13 protein-coding genes are annotated in these 13,869 nt (G+C 69.4%); 12 read left to right on the top strand and 1 reads right to left on the bottom strand.

Going from position 1 to position 13,869, the window contains the following annotated elements:
* Window positions 1–61: 61 nt before the first annotated feature.
* Complete coding sequence (locus AQJ58_RS13905) at window positions 62–1,372, top strand: geranylgeranyl reductase family protein (protein WP_067249431.1); 1,311 nt, start codon at window positions 62–64, stop codon at window positions 1,370–1,372.
* Between the two features lie 78 nt (window positions 1,373–1,450).
* Here AQJ58_RS13905 and AQJ58_RS13900 read toward each other — a convergent pair whose 3' ends face one another.
* Complete coding sequence (locus AQJ58_RS13900; RefSeq protein WP_067249430.1) at window positions 1,451–2,248, bottom strand: C40 family peptidase; 798 nt, start codon at window positions 2,246–2,248, stop codon at window positions 1,451–1,453.
* A 743-nt stretch (window positions 2,249–2,991) separates the two neighbouring features.
* Between AQJ58_RS13900 and AQJ58_RS13895 the strand changes: the two genes are divergently transcribed.
* The 11 genes from AQJ58_RS13895 to nuoK are packed head-to-tail and all read left to right on the top strand — an operon-like array spanning window position 2,992 to window position 13,854.
* Entirely contained in the window at window positions 2,992–3,351 is a 360-nt protein-coding gene (locus tag AQJ58_RS13895; RefSeq protein WP_007383963.1) for an NADH-quinone oxidoreductase subunit A, read from the top strand.
* A gap of 13 nt (window positions 3,352–3,364) precedes the next feature.
* The gene (locus AQJ58_RS13890; RefSeq protein ID WP_055635348.1) at window positions 3,365–3,919 is read left to right on the top strand and encodes a NuoB/complex I 20 kDa subunit family protein; all 555 of its coding nucleotides are present in this window, start codon (window positions 3,365–3,367) and stop codon (window positions 3,917–3,919) included.
* Entirely contained in the window at window positions 3,916–4,671 is a 756-nt protein-coding gene (locus AQJ58_RS13885; RefSeq protein ID WP_067249427.1) for an NADH-quinone oxidoreductase subunit C, read from the top strand. Before AQJ58_RS13890 ends, AQJ58_RS13885 begins: the two co-directional genes overlap by 4 nt.
* Complete coding sequence (locus tag AQJ58_RS13880) at window positions 4,668–5,990, top strand: NADH-quinone oxidoreductase subunit D (RefSeq protein WP_067249424.1); 1,323 nt, start codon at window positions 4,668–4,670, stop codon at window positions 5,988–5,990. Before AQJ58_RS13885 ends, AQJ58_RS13880 begins: the two co-directional genes overlap by 4 nt.
* Window positions 5,987–6,862 (top strand): NADH-quinone oxidoreductase subunit NuoE, encoded by an 876-nt coding sequence (gene nuoE / locus AQJ58_RS13875; RefSeq protein WP_067249420.1) that lies wholly within the window; start codon window positions 5,987–5,989, stop codon window positions 6,860–6,862. The genes AQJ58_RS13880 and nuoE overlap by 4 nt, the downstream gene beginning before the upstream one ends.
* Window positions 6,859–8,205, top strand: a complete 1,347-nt coding sequence (gene nuoF, locus AQJ58_RS13870) for an NADH-quinone oxidoreductase subunit NuoF (RefSeq protein WP_067249418.1) — start codon at window positions 6,859–6,861, stop codon at window positions 8,203–8,205. Before nuoE ends, nuoF begins: the two co-directional genes overlap by 4 nt.
* A complete protein-coding gene (locus AQJ58_RS13865; protein ID WP_067249416.1) occupies window positions 8,202–10,706 on the top strand; it encodes an NADH-quinone oxidoreductase subunit G in 2,505 nt (834 codons plus the stop codon). The genes nuoF and AQJ58_RS13865 overlap by 4 nt, the downstream gene beginning before the upstream one ends.
* On the top strand, window positions 10,703–12,064 hold the full coding sequence (gene nuoH / locus AQJ58_RS13860) for an NADH-quinone oxidoreductase subunit NuoH (RefSeq protein WP_067249414.1): 1,362 nt from the start codon (window positions 10,703–10,705) through the stop codon (window positions 12,062–12,064). The genes AQJ58_RS13865 and nuoH overlap by 4 nt, the downstream gene beginning before the upstream one ends.
* Window positions 12,057–12,707: an NADH-quinone oxidoreductase subunit NuoI gene (gene nuoI / locus AQJ58_RS13855; protein ID WP_067249412.1), complete on the top strand. Its 651-nt coding sequence runs from the start codon at window positions 12,057–12,059 to the stop codon at window positions 12,705–12,707. Before nuoH ends, nuoI begins: the two co-directional genes overlap by 8 nt.
* Window positions 12,704–13,558, top strand: a complete 855-nt coding sequence (locus AQJ58_RS13850) for an NADH-quinone oxidoreductase subunit J (RefSeq protein ID WP_067249409.1) — start codon at window positions 12,704–12,706, stop codon at window positions 13,556–13,558. Before nuoI ends, AQJ58_RS13850 begins: the two co-directional genes overlap by 4 nt.
* Window positions 13,555–13,854, top strand: coding sequence for an NADH-quinone oxidoreductase subunit NuoK (nuoK, locus tag AQJ58_RS13845; RefSeq protein WP_067249406.1), 300 nt, complete (start codon window positions 13,555–13,557; stop codon window positions 13,852–13,854). The genes AQJ58_RS13850 and nuoK overlap by 4 nt, the downstream gene beginning before the upstream one ends.
* Window positions 13,855–13,869 lie beyond the last annotated feature (15 nt).

Genomic DNA, 13,869 nt, shown 5'->3' with positions numbered 1-13,869 from the left:
ATAGACTGCCCATGTCCAGTGCCGGCCGGCACGCAGATTACGAACTTGGGGAGATCCCGCCGTGACCGAGCCCCACTCCGAGTCCGCCTCCGAGTCGCTCTCCGAGAACACCGCCGACGTCATCGTCGTCGGCGCGGGGCCGGCCGGCTCCACGACCGCGTACTACCTCGCCAAGGCCGGACTCGACGTTCTCCTGCTGGAGAAGACCGAGTTCCCGCGGGAGAAGGTCTGCGGCGACGGCCTCACCCCGCGCGCCACCAAGCAGCTCGTGGCCATGGGCATCGACATCTCCGAGGAGGCCGGCTGGCTGCGCAACAAGGGCCTGCGGATCATCGGCGGCGGGGTACGGCTCCAGCTCGACTGGCCGGATCTCGCCTCCTTCCCGGACTACGGACTCGTCCGCAAGCGCGACGACTTCGACGAACAGCTCGCCCGCCAGGCCCAGAAGGCCGGGGCCCGGCTGTACGAGCGCTGCAACGTCGGCGCCCCGATCGTCGACGACCGCACCGGCCGGATCATCGGCGTGCACGCCAAGCTGGGCGAGGAGAAGCGCGAAGTCACCTTCCGCGCCCCGCTGGTGGTCGCCGCCGACGGCAACTCCACCCGGCTGTCGCTGGCGATGGGTCTGCACCGCCGCGAGGACCGGCCGATGGGCGTCGCGGTCCGTACCTACTTCACCTCCCCGCGCCACGACGACGACTACCTGGAGTCCTGGCTGGAGCTGTGGGACCGCCGCGGCCCCGGCGAGGACCGGCTCCTGCCCGGCTACGGCTGGATCTTCGGCATGGGTGACGGCACGAGCAACGTGGGCCTCGGTGTCCTCAACACCTCCGACTCCTTCAAGGAACTCGACTGGCGCGAGGTCCTCAAGGCCTGGTGCGCGTCGATGCCGGAGGACTGGGGCTACACCCCCGAAAACATGACCGGCCCGATCCGCGGCGCCGCCCTGCCCATGGCCTTCAACCGCAAGCCCCACTACACCAAGGGCCTGTTGCTCGTCGGCGACGCCGGCGGCCTGGTGAACCCCTTCAACGGGGAGGGCATCGCCTACGCCATGGAGTCCGGGCAGATCGCCGCCGAGGTCATCGTCCAGGCGCACGCCCGCGCCACCCCCGCCCAGCGCGAACTGGCCCTGCGGCGGTACCCGCAGATCCTCGCCGACACCTACGGCGGCTACTACACGCTCGGCCGCGCCTTCGTGAAGCTCATCGGCAACCCGAAGGTCATGAAGATCGCCACGCAGCGCGGGCTGACCCACCCGATGCTGATGAAGTTCACCCTGAAGATGCTCGCCAACCTGACCGACCCCACGGGCGGCGACGCGATGGACCGCATCATCAACGGTCTGAGCAAGGTGGCCCCGAAGGCCTGACGCCGTCCGGGGGACGACGCTAAGGGCCGCTGCCCCCGAGCGGCTGCGGCCCTTACGCGTGAGAGGTGCGGGGTGCGGTCAGAGCACCCGCACCGCGCCGGTCGGCGGGTCGTACGACAGAGGACGCTCGACCACGCCCGTGGACGGGTTCTGCGCGCCGACGAACATGCCGTCGCCGACGTAGACCGCCACGTGGTACGCGCTGCCCCTGCCACCCCAGTAGAGGATGTCGCCCGGCTGCAGATTGTCCAGCGAGACCTGGGTGCCCTGCATCGACTGGTCCTGCGAGACGCGCGGCAGGTCGATGCCGACCTGGCGGAAGGCGGCCTGCACCAGGCCCGAGCAGTCCCAGGAGTTGGGGCCGGTGCCACCGGAGACGTAGGCGTCGCCGATCTGCGCCTTCACGAAGGCGATGACGGCCGCGGCCGAACCGGTCGCGGTCGACGTGCTGGTGGAGCTGCTGCCCGCCGACGTGGCGAGCACGGTCCGCCCGGCGTTGCGGGAGGCGGCCTCCGCGGCGGCCACACGGGCCTCCTCCGCCTTCTTCTTCGCCTCCGCCTTCTTGGCGGCGGCGAGGTCCTTCGCGGCCTCCTTGGCCGCCGCGGCGGCGGCCGCGTCGCGCTCGGCCTCGAGCTGGTAGTTCGCGGCGGCCTGCTGCGTCGCCTGGGCGGACTGCGCCACCTGGGCGGCCAGGTCGCCCGTGAACACGGGCAGTTCGAGCGTCTGGGTCACCGGCTCGGCGGCGCTGGCCGATCCGGCCGCCGTGGCGACCGCCAGCGTGCCGAGGACACCACTGGCGACTCCGGCCCGCATCGCGATGTTCGACGCGCTGCGGCGGGGCTTCCGGTGGCTGCGTATGTGAGCGGTGTGGGACATGAGTCCAACCGGTATCAGGGGCTCCTCCATACCTTCAAGAAACGTGTGCTGCGCCACATTTGTTCAACGCGAGCCCCAAATTCCCTGCGTGCCACTCTTTATTGACGCCGTAACGGACATTGTGGACAAGGGTGCTCAGGCCTGTGATCATGGCCTTTCGCTGTTACGTCCGAATTGCCCTCGACCTACCATCGGTGCGGATCGTTGACCAAGCCCGGTTCTCATGGGCCTCTCGTCGATGTGGCAGAGGTCACGGAAAGGTCACCGGAATGACCGCGTCACGCGCGTAGATCACCTTCGTCCCGCTCGTGAACGCGTGCACGCGTCCACACCTCCCCCCGCGCCTCCCTCCGATGTGTGAACGCGCCCCTCTATCAAGCCCGGGTGTCCATCGCCAATTTGCATGCAAGGGAAGCATCTTGATATAGAGACGCCCCCCGCGGCCTGCGGTGACGAGCGCAAATGTCACTTCTTGTGATCACTCCGGCGCTTCCCGTACGAAGATCGCTGCTGATATGACTTCATGATCCTTCGTCAGGTGGTGGAGATCACAAAGCTTGTGCAATACCCCGTGTCGCAGATCACAGAGCGGCGGGCATAGGATGCGAGGCAGTTGGGCTTGTGACCTGCTTCACATGTTCGCGATCTTCGTTGGGACACGCGGGGTTCGTGGGATGAGTGGGGCGGATGTGAGCCCAGTGCCATCGCCAGCAGTCAGTGCCGACTGAGAGGAGCGAGGAGCGGTGAACGCCTATGCGCCCATCCTCGTACTGGGAGCCCTCGGGGCAGGCTTTGCGATCTTCTCCGTGGTCATGGCCACGCTGATCGGGCCGAAGCGGTACAACCGCGCCAAGCTCGAGGCCTACGAGTGCGGAATCGAGCCGACCCCCACGCCGGCCGGCGGCGGGCGCTTCCCCATCAAGTACTACCTGACGGCGATGCTCTTCATCGTCTTCGACATCGAGATCGTCTTCCTCTACCCCTGGGCCGTCACCTTCGACGCCCTGGGTGTCTTCGGGCTCGTGGAGATGCTGCTCTTCGTGCTCACCGTCTTCGTCGCCTACGCGTACGTCTGGCGGCGCGGCGGCCTGGAATGGGACTGAGGGGCCTTTAGTCATGGGACTCGAAGAAAAGCTGCCGAGCGGTTTTCTGCTGACCACCGTCGAACAGGCCGCGGGCTGGGTGCGCAAGGCATCCGTCTTCCCCGCCACCTTCGGCCTCGCCTGCTGTGCCATCGAGATGATGACCACCGGCGCGGGCCGCTACGACCTGGCCCGCTTCGGCATGGAGGTCTTCCGCGGCTCACCCCGCCAGGCGGACCTCATGATCGTCGCCGGCCGGGTGAGCCAGAAGATGGCGCCGGTGCTGCGGCAGGTCTACGACCAGATGCCGAACCCGAAGTGGGTCATCTCCATGGGCGTGTGCGCGTCCTCGGGCGGCATGTTCAACAACTACGCGATCGTCCAGGGCGTCGACCACATCGTCCCCGTCGACATCTACCTCCCCGGCTGCCCGCCGCGCCCCGAGATGCTGATGGACGCGATCCTCAAGCTCCATCACAAGATCCAGAACTCCAAGCTGGGCGTGAACGCGGAGGAAGCGGCCCGTGAGGCGGAGGAGGCGGCGCTCAAGGCCCTGCCCACGATCGAGATGAAGGGGCTGCTGCGGTGAGCGACGCGAACGGCACCGGCGGTGCGTCGAACGGCGTGAACCCCGAGAAGGACCTCTCCGCCTCCAACCTCCCCGGCCAGCGCGGCCAGGGCGGCGAGGAGGTCCGCGTCCAGCGCGGGATGTTCGGCGCCGACAACGGCGGCGACACCTCCGGCTACGGCGGCCTGGTCCGCTCCGTCCGCCTGCCGGGCGCCGCCGCCCGGCCCTACGGCGGCTGGTTCGACGAGGTCGCCGACGAACTCGAGGGCGCCCTGGAGGAACAGGGACTCCTCCCCGAGAACGCGATCGAGAAGACGGTCGTCGACCGCGGCGAGCTCACCTTCCACATCGAGCGCGAACACCTGCTGCGCGTCGCCCGCACCCTGCGCGACGACCCCGCCCTGCGCTTCGAGCTCTGCACCGGCGTGAGCGGCGTCCACTACCCGAACGACAAGGGCCGCGAGCTGCACGCCGTCTACCACCTGCGCTCGATCACCCACAACCGGCTGATCCGCCTGGAGGTCAGCGCTCCCGACGCCGAGCCGCGCATCCCGTCCCTGGTCCCGGTCTATCCGACCAACGACTGGCACGAGCGCGAGACCTACGACTTCTTCGGGATCGTCTTCGACGGTCACCCGGCCCTGACGCGGATCATGATGCCGGACGACTGGCAGGGCCATCCGCAGCGCAAGGACTACCCCCTCGGCGGCATCCCCGTCGAGTACAAGGGCGCCCAGATCCCGGCTCCGGACCAGCGGAGGTCGTACTCGTGAGCACGTCACACGCTTCTCCCCGCGAGACCACCGAGGGCACCGTCTACACGGTCACCGGTGGCGACTGGGACGAGGTCGTCCAGTCCGCGGCCCGCGCCGACGACGAGCGCATCGTCGTCAACATGGGCCCCCAGCACCCCTCCACCCACGGAGTGCTCCGTCTGATCCTGGAGATCGAGGGCGAGACGGTCACCGAGGCCCGCTGCGGCATCGGCTACCTCCACACCGGCATCGAGAAGAACCTCGAGTACCGCACGTGGACCCAGGGCACCACGTTCGTGACGCGCATGGACTACCTGACGTCCTTCTTCAACGAGACCGCCTACTGTCTCGGCGTCGAGAAGCTCCTCGGCATCGAGGACCAGATCACCGAACGCGCCAAGATCATCCGGGTGCTCCTGATGGAGCTGAACCGCATGTCCTCCCACCTGGTGTGCATCGCCACCGGCGGCATGGAGCTCGGCGCCACCACGATCATGATCTACGGGTTCCGCGACCGGGAGATGATCCTCGACCTCTACGAGCTCATCACCGGCCTCAGGATGAACCACGCGTACATCCGCCCCGGCGGACTCGCCCAGGACCTGCCGCCCGGCGCGGTGGACCAGATCCGCGAGTTCGTGAAGAAGATGAAGAAGAACCTCCCCGAGTACGACAAGCTCGCCACCGGGAACCCCATCTTCAAGGCCCGCATGCAGGACGTCGGCTACCTCGACCTGGCCGGCTGCATGGCCCTCGGCGCCACCGGCCCGATCCTGCGCTCCACCGGCCTGCCCCACGACCTGCGCAAGACCCAGCCGTACTGCGACTACGAGACGTACGACTTCGACGTCCCGACCGCAGACTCCTGCGACTCCTACGGCCGCTTCCTCATCCGCCTGGAGGAGATGCGCCAGTCGCTGAGGATCGTCGAGCAGTGCCTGGACCGGCTCCAGCCCGGCCCCGTCATGGTCGGCGACAAGAAGATCGCCTGGCCCGCCCAGCTCGCCCTGGGACCGGACGGCCTCGGCAACTCCCTCGACCACATCAAGAAGATCATGGGCACCTCCATGGAGGCCCTGATCCACCACTTCAAGCTGGTGACCGAGGGCTTCCGCGTCCCGCCGGGACAGGCGTACGCGGCGGTCGAGTCACCCAAGGGCGAACTCGGGGTGCACGTCGTCTCCGACGGAGGCACCCGCCCCTACCGGGTCCACTTCCGCGACCCGTCCTTCACCAATCTGCAGGCGATGGCGGCGATGTGCGAGGGCGGCCAGGTCGCCGACGTGATCGTCGCCGTCGCGTCCATCGACCCCGTGATGGGAGGCGTCGACCGGTGACCACCTCTTCTTCCGAGCGGGGCGTCAGCCTGGGCATGCCCGAACTGCCCGCGCCCGCCTACCCGGACGACGTCCGGGCCCGGCTGGAGGCGGACGCGCGCGAGATCGTCGCGCGCTACCCCGACTCCCGGTCCGCGCTCCTGCCGTTGCTGCATCTCGTGCAGTCGGAGGAGGGACACGTCACGCGCACCGGGATGCGGTTCTGCGCGGACGTCCTCGGCCTGACCACGGCCGAGGTCACCGCGGTCGCCACCTTCTACACCATGTACCGCCGCCGCGAGAGCGGCGACTACCAGGTGGGCGTCTGCACCAACACCCTGTGCGCGGTGATGGGCGGCGACGCGATCTTCGAGGCGCTCCAGGAGTACCTCGGCGTCGGCAACGGAGAGACCACCGACGACGGAAAGATCACCCTGGAGCACATCGAGTGCAACGCGGCCTGCGACTTCGCGCCGGTCGTGATGGTCAACTGGGAGTTCTTCGACAACCAGACCGTGCAGAGCGCCAAGCGCCTGGTGGACGACCTGCGGGGCGGAGCCACCGTGTCGCCCACGCGCGGGGCGCCGCTGTGCACCTTCAAGGACACCGCGCGGATTCTGGCCGGCTTCCCCGACGAGCGGCCAGGGGCCGTCGAGGCGAGCGGCAGTGCGGGACCGGCGTCGCTGGTGGGCCTTCGCCTGGCAAGGGGAGAGGCCGCACCCGCGCGCGTGGTCCATCCACGGGACGGCGGCCCGTACGACGAGCCGCAGGACAGGCCGGTGCACGAGCCCTCGCCGGCCGAGCACCTCAGTTCACATGACGCGCCACAGGACACGTCGGCCTCCGACCCCGCCCATCCGGCAGGGCCCGCCGCCGAGGAGGGGGAGGGATGACCTTGGCACCCGAGCTGAAAGGCAGCAGCCCCGAGAAGCTGCTCGCACCCGTGCTGTCGGCCTTCTGGGACGAGGAGAGGTCCTGGTCACTGGACGTCTACCGAAGGCACGAGGGGTACGAGGGACTCCGCAAGGCGCTCGCCATGTCCCCCGACGAAGTGATCGCGTACGTCAAGGACTCCGGTCTGCGCGGGCGCGGCGGCGCGGGATTCCCGACCGGGATGAAATGGCAGTTCATCCCGCAGGGTGATGGAAAGCCGCACTATCTAGTTGTCAACGCCGACGAATCGGAGCCGGGCACCTGCAAGGACATCCCGCTCCTCTTCGCGAACCCGCATAGCCTCATCGAGGGCATCGTGATCGCGTGTTACGCCATCAGGTCGTCGCATGCCTTCATCTATCTGCGGGGTGAAGTCGTCCCCGTTCTGCGGCGGTTGCACGAGGCCGTGCGCGAGGCCCGCGCGGCGGGCTACCTCGGCGAGAACATCCTGGGCAGCGGACTCGACCTCGAACTCACCGTGCACGCCGGCGCCGGCGCGTACATCTGCGGTGAGGAGACCGCGCTGCTCGACTCGCTCGAAGGCCGCCGTGGTCAACCGCGGCTCCGTCCCCCTTTCCCGGCGGTCGCGGGCCTCTATGCGTGCCCGACTGTGGTGAACAACGTCGAGTCGATCGCTTCGGTTCCCGCGATCCTGCACCGGGGGAAGGAATGGTTCAGGGCGATGGGCAGCGAGAAGTCCCCGGGCTTCACGCTCTACTCGCTCAGCGGCCATGTCGCCCGCCCCGGCCAGTACGAGGCCCCGCTCGGCATCACCCTCCGCCAGCTCCTGGAGATGAGCGGCGGCATGCGACCGGGCCACCGCCTGAAGTTCTGGACGCCGGGCGGCTCCTCGACCCCGATGTTCACCGAGGAGCACCTCGACGTCCCTCTGGACTACGAAGGAGTGGGTGCCGCGGGTTCCATGCTCGGCACCAAAGCACTCCAGTGCTTCGACGAGACGACGTGCGTGGTGCGCGCCGTCACCCGCTGGACCGAGTTCTACGCCCACGAGTCCTGCGGCAAGTGCACCCCCTGCCGGGAAGGCACGTACTGGCTCGTGCAGTTGCTCCGTGACATCGAGGCCGGCAAGGGCGTGCTCTCCGACCTCGACAAGCTGAACGACATCGCCGACAACATCAACGGCAAGTCGTTCTGCGCCCTCGGCGACGGCGCCGCCTCGCCGATCTTCTCCTCGCTCAAGTACTTCCGCGAGGAGTACGAGCAGCACATCACCGGCCGGGGCTGCCCCTTCGACCCGGCGAAGTCGACGGCCTGGGCCGACCGCCCGGAGGTGAACGCATGACCGTGACCACCAGCGCTCCCACGGGAGGGGGAGAGGCGGCGGTCCCGCCGGAGGATCTCGTCACGCTGACAATCGACGGAGCCGAGATCAGCGTGCCCAAGGGCACCCTGGTCATCCGGGCCGCCGAACAGCTCGGCATCGAGATCCCCCGCTTCTGCGACCACCCCCTCCTCGACCCGGCCGGCGCCTGCCGCCAGTGCATCGTCGAGGTCGAGGGCCAGCGCAAGCCGATGGCGTCCTGCACCATCACCTGCACGGACGGGATGGTGGTGAAGACCCATCTCACCTCGCCCGTGGCGGAGAAGGCGCAGCACGGCGTGATGGAGCTGCTCCTCATCAACCACCCGCTGGACTGCCCGGTCTGCGACAAGGGCGGCGAGTGCCCCCTGCAGAACCAGGCGATGTCCCACGGCCAGGCGGAGTCCCGGTTCGAGGGCCGCAAGCGGACGTACGAGAAGCCGGTCCCGATCTCGACCCAGGTGCTGCTCGACCGCGAGCGGTGCGTGCTGTGCGCCCGCTGCACCCGGTTCTCCAACCAGGTCGCGGGCGACCCGATGATCGAGCTGATCGAGCGGGGCGCGCTGCAGCAGGTCGGCACCGGTGAGGGCGACCCGTTCGAGTCGTACTTCTCCGGCAACACCATCCAGATCTGTCCGGTCGGCGCGCTGACCTCGGCGGCGTACCGCTTCCGCTCCCGCCCCTTCGACCTCGTCTCCTCGCACTCGGTGTGCGAGCACTGCTCCGGCGGCTGCGCCACCCGCACCGACCACCGGCGCGGCAAGGTCATGCGGCGTCTGGCGGCCCCGGACCCCGAGGTCAACGAGGAGTGGATCTGCGACAAGGGGCGCTTCGGGTTCCGGTACGCGCAGCAGCGCGACCGCCTGGAGACGCCCCTGGTGCGCAACGCCGAGGGCGACCTGGAACCGGCGTCCTGGCCGGAGGCGCTCCAGATCGCCGCGCAGGGGCTGCTCGCCTCGCGCGGCAGGACCGGCGTCCTGACCGGCGGCCGGCTCACCGTCGAGGACGCGTACGCGTACAGCAAGTTCGCGCGCGTGGCGCTCGACACCCACGACATCGACTTCCGCGCGCGCGTGCACAGCGCCGAGGAGGCCGACTTCCTCGCGGCGCGGGTCGCCGGACGCGGCCGTGACCTCGACGGTACGGGCGTCACGTACGCCTCGCTGGAGAAGGCGCCCGCCGTCCTGCTGGTCGGCTTCGAGTCGGAGGAGGAGGCTCCCGGCGTCTTCCTGCGGCTGCGCAAGGCCTGGCGCAAGCACGGTCAGAAGGTGTTCTCGCTGGCCACGCACGCCACACGGGGCCTGGAGAAGGCGGGCGGCACCCTGCTGCCGGCCGCTCCGGGCACCGAGACCGAGTGGCTGGACGCGCTGGCCGGCGGGGTCGGCCTGGAGGAGGAGGGCGGCAAGGCCGCCGAGGCGCTCCGCGGCGCGGGCGCGGTGATCGTCGTGGGGGAGCGGCTGGCGAGTGTGGCCGGCGGTCTGACGGCCGCCGTACGGGCCGCCGACGCCACCGGGGCCTTGCTGGTGTGGATCCCGCGCCGGGCCGGGGAGCGGGGCGCGATCGAGGCGGGTGCGCTGCCCTCGCTGCTGCCGGGCGGGCGTCCGGCGACCGACCCGCGCGCGCGTGAGGAGGTCGCGGCCGCCTGGGGTCTCGCCGAGCTCCCGCACCGGCACGGCAGGGACACCGGCCAGATCATCGAGGACGCCGCCTCCGGGGCTTTGCAGGCACTGCTCGTCGCGGGGGTGGAGGTCGCCGACCTGCCCGACCCGGCACGCGCGCGTGAGGCGCTCGCCGAGGCCGGGTTCGTCGTCTCGCTGGAGCTGCGGCCCAGCGAGGTCACCCGGCTCGCCGACGTCGTGCTGCCGGTGGCCGCGGTCGCCGAGAAGCCGGGCGCGTTCCTCAACTGGGAGGGCCGGGTCCGCTTCTTCGAGGCCGCGCTCAAGCCCGACCAGATGACCCGCCGGTCGGCCCCGTCCGACGCGCGCGTGCTCCAGATGCTCGCCGACGCCATGGACGTCCATCTGGGCCTGCCGGACCTGCGCACCACGCGCGCGGAGCTGGACCGGCTCGGCGCCTGGGACGGGGCGCGCGCCACCGAACCCCGCGAGACCTCCGGCGTCCTGCCGAGGCCCGCCGCGGGCGAGGCCGTGCTCGCCGGACACCGGCTGCTGCTGGACCAGGGGCGGCTGCAGGACGGCGACGAGGCGCTCGCCGGCACACGGCACGCGGCACGCGCACGCGTGTCGGCGGCGACCGCCGCGGAGGCCGGGGTGAAGGACGGCGACGTCCTCGCCGTGACCGGCCCTCGGGGTGTCGTCGAACTCCCGCTCCAGGTCACCGAGATGCCCGACCGGGTCGTCTGGCTCCCGCTGAACTCCGCCGGCGGCGGCGTCGCCTCCGACACCGGGGCCCGGCCCGGCTCCCTCGTCCGCATCGGTCCGGCGACGCCCGCCGCCGAGACCCCCCAGGAGGTGGAGGCATGAGCCCGTACTTCGCCGCTGAAGACCTCTCGATGTTCGGCCGCGACCCCTGGTGGCTGGTCGTCGTCAAGGCGGTGTTCTGCTTCGCCTTCCTGATGGTGACGGTGCTGTTCTCCATCGTCTGGGAGCGCAAGGTCGTCGCCTGGATGCAGCTGCGCATCGGCCCCAACCGGCACGGCCCCTGGGGCATGCTCCAGTCGCTGGCCGACGGCATCAAGCTGATGCTGAAGGAAGACATCATCGTCAAGCGCGCCGACAAGGTGGTCTACGTCCTGGCGCCGATCGTCGCGGCCATCCCGGCCTTCATGGCGATCGCGGTGATCCCCTTCGGCCCGGCCGACAACGAGATCTCGATCTTCGGCCAGCGCACCACGATGCAGCTCACCGACCTGCCGATCGCGATGCTGTACATCCTCGCGGTCGCCTCGGTCGGCATCTACGGCATCGTCCTGGCGGGCTGGAGCTCCGGATCCACCTATCCGCTCCTGGGCGGTCTGCGCTCGTGCGCGCAGATGATCTCGTACGAGATCGCCATGGGCGCCGCGTTCGCCTCGGTGTTCCTCTACTCCGGGTCGATGTCGACGTCGACGATCGTCGAGCAGCAGACGGACCGCTGGTACATCCTCCTGCTGCCGGTCTCGTTCGTCCTCTACATCGTCACCATGGTCGGGGAGACGAACCGCGCCCCCTTCGACATGCCGGAGTCCGAGGGCGACCTGGTCGGCGGCTTCAACACCGAGTACTCGTCGATCAAGTTCGCGATGTTCATGCTCGCCGAGTACGTCAACATGGTGACCGTCTCGGCCGTGGCCACCACGCTCTTCCTGGGCGGCTGGCGGGCCCCCTGGCCGATCAGCGGCTTCTGGGAGGGCGCGAACCACGGCTGGTGGCCGATGCTCTGGTTCGTCGTCAAGGTCCAGCTGCTGCTGTTCTTCTTCATCTGGCTGCGCGGCACGCTCCCCCGCGTCCGCTACGACCAGCTGATGAAGCTCGGCTGGAAGGTCCTCATCCCGGTGTCGGTGACCTGGCTGATGCTCGTCGCGACCGTACGGACCCTGCGCAACGAGAACTACGACTTCGCCGAGATCGCCCTCTACGTCGGCGGCGGTGTGCTGACCCTGCTGCTGCTCTCCTTCGTCGTGGACATGTTCCGCGGCGGCGCGAAGGCGGCCCAGGCCCCCGCCGAGCCCGCCGGTTTCGACCCGATGGCGGGCGGGTTCCCCGTACCTCCGCTGCCCGGACAGGAGCTTCCCGCGGTGCCCAGGCGCCGTCCGCGCCGGGAGCGGGAGCTGATTGTCAGTGGTGGGTCGGACACTGTCAGTGACGGATCGCTGGATGGAAAGGAGGCGTCCGATGGCTGAGGAGCCGAAGGAGACCGGGCAGACGAACCCCGGCTTCCAGAACCCCGTGGCCGGCTTCGGCGTGACCTTCAAGGCCATGTTCAAGAAGCGGCTGACCGAGCAGTACCCGGAGCAGAAGAAGACCACCGCCCCGCGGTTCCACGGACGGCACCAGCTCAACCGCCATCCGGACGGCCTGGAGAAGTGCGTCGGCTGCGAGCTGTGCGCCTGGGCCTGTCCCGCCGACGCGATCTACGTCGAGGGCGCGGACAACACCGACGAGGAGCGCTACTCGCCGGGCGAGCGGTACGGGCGCGTGTACCAGATCAACTACGCCCGCTGCATCCTGTGCGGCCTGTGTATCGAGGCCTGCCCCACGCGCGCGCTCACGATGACGAACGAGTTCGAGCTCGCCGACTCCAGCCGCGCCAACCTGATCTACACCAAGGAGCAGCTGCTGGCCGGCCTCGAGGACGGCATGGTCGACTCGCCGCACGCGATCTACCCCGGGACCGACGAACAGGACTACTACCGGGGCCTGGTGACCGAGGCCGCGCCCGGCACCGAGCGCCAGGTGGCCGTCTCCCAGGGCGAGGTCCCGCAGGAGGCCGCCACCACCTTCGGCGAGGGCGAGCCGGCCTCGGAGGAGGTGACCCGCCGATGAGCGCACAACTCGCCGCCTACTCCACCTCCACGGGAGAGGCCTTCCAGTTCTGGGTCCTCGGCACCGTCGCCGTGATCGGCGCCCTGTGCACCGTCTTCATGAAGAGGGCCGTCCACAGCGCGCTCTGCCTCGCCGGCACCATGATCATCCTGGCGATCTTCTACCTCGCCAACGGCGCCTACTTCCTGGGCATCGTGCAGATCGTCGTCTACACCGGCGCCATCATGATGCTGTTCCTGTTCGTGGTGATGCTCGTCGGCGTCACCGCGGCGGACTCCCTGAAGGAAACCATCAAGGGGCAGCGCTGGCTGGCCCTGGTGTGCGGCCTCGGCTTCGGCGTCCTGCTGGTCGGCGGCATCGGCCACGCCTCCCTGACCGAGTTCACCGGCCTCTCCCAGGCCAACGCGAACGGCAATGTGGAGGGCCTCGCCGCCCTCATCTTCACCAAGTACGTCTTCGCCTTCGAGATCACCGGCGCCCTGCTGATCACGGCCGCCGTCGGCGCCATGGTGCTCACCCACCGCGAGCGCACCGAGCGCGCGAAGACCCAGCGCGAGCTGGCCGAACAGCGCGTCCGCGAAGGCAAGCACGTCCCGCCGCTGCCCGCGCCCGGCGTGTACGCGCGGCACAACGCCGTGGACATCGCGGGCCTGCTGCCCGACGGCACCCCGTCGGAGCTCACGGTCAGCAGCACCCTGCGCGATCGGGGCCAGATCCGCGATGTGTCCACCCAGGCGCTCAGCGACCTCAAGGCACTGGAACAGCGCGCGCAGGACCGGCTGGAGCGCGGCGGGAGCGAGCCGCCGCACCCGGAGCGCAACTCCCGGCGGACCGAGGAGGCGTCGAAGTGAACCCCGTCAACTACCTCTACCTCGCCGCTCTGTTGTTCACGATCGGCGCGACCGGCGTGCTGATCAGGCGCAACGCGATCGTCGTGTTCATGTGCATCGAGCTGATGCTCAACGCCTGCAACCTCGCGTTCGTCACCTTCTCCCGGATGCACGGCAACCTCGACGGCCAGATCATCGCCTTCTTCACGATGGTCGTCGCCGCAGCGGAGGTCGTGGTGGGACTCGCGATCATCGTGTCGCTGTTCCGTTCCCGCCACACGGCCTCGGTCGACGACGCCAGCCTGATGAAGCTGTAAGGGGTCGGAAGAATC

Origin of the sequence: Streptomyces sp. DSM 15324 (assembly GCF_001514285.1) — a bacterium.
GTDB lineage: Bacteria > Actinomycetota > Actinomycetes > Streptomycetales > Streptomycetaceae > Streptomyces.
This window is presented reverse-complemented; position numbering and strand designations above follow the sequence as displayed.

Excerpts from the sequence above, each read along its gene's own strand:
- nuoH (WP_067249414.1), top strand. The coding sequence starts at position 10,703 with ATGAGCCCGTACTTCGCCGCTGAAGACCTCTCGATGTTCGGCCGCGAC.
- AQJ58_RS13890 (WP_055635348.1), top strand. The coding sequence starts at position 3,365 with ATGGGACTCGAAGAAAAGCTGCCGAGCGGTTTTCTGCTGACCACCGTC.
- AQJ58_RS13850 (WP_067249409.1), top strand. The coding sequence starts at position 12,704 with ATGAGCGCACAACTCGCCGCCTACTCCACCTCCACGGGAGAGGCCTTC.
- AQJ58_RS13865 (WP_067249416.1), top strand. The coding sequence starts at position 8,202 with ATGACCGTGACCACCAGCGCTCCCACGGGAGGGGGAGAGGCGGCGGTC.
- nuoF (WP_067249418.1), top strand. The coding sequence starts at position 6,859 with ATGACCTTGGCACCCGAGCTGAAAGGCAGCAGCCCCGAGAAGCTGCTC.
- nuoI (WP_067249412.1), top strand. The coding sequence starts at position 12,057 with ATGGCTGAGGAGCCGAAGGAGACCGGGCAGACGAACCCCGGCTTCCAG.
- AQJ58_RS13900 (WP_067249430.1), bottom strand. The coding sequence starts at position 2,248 with ATGTCCCACACCGCTCACATACGCAGCCACCGGAAGCCCCGCCGCAGC.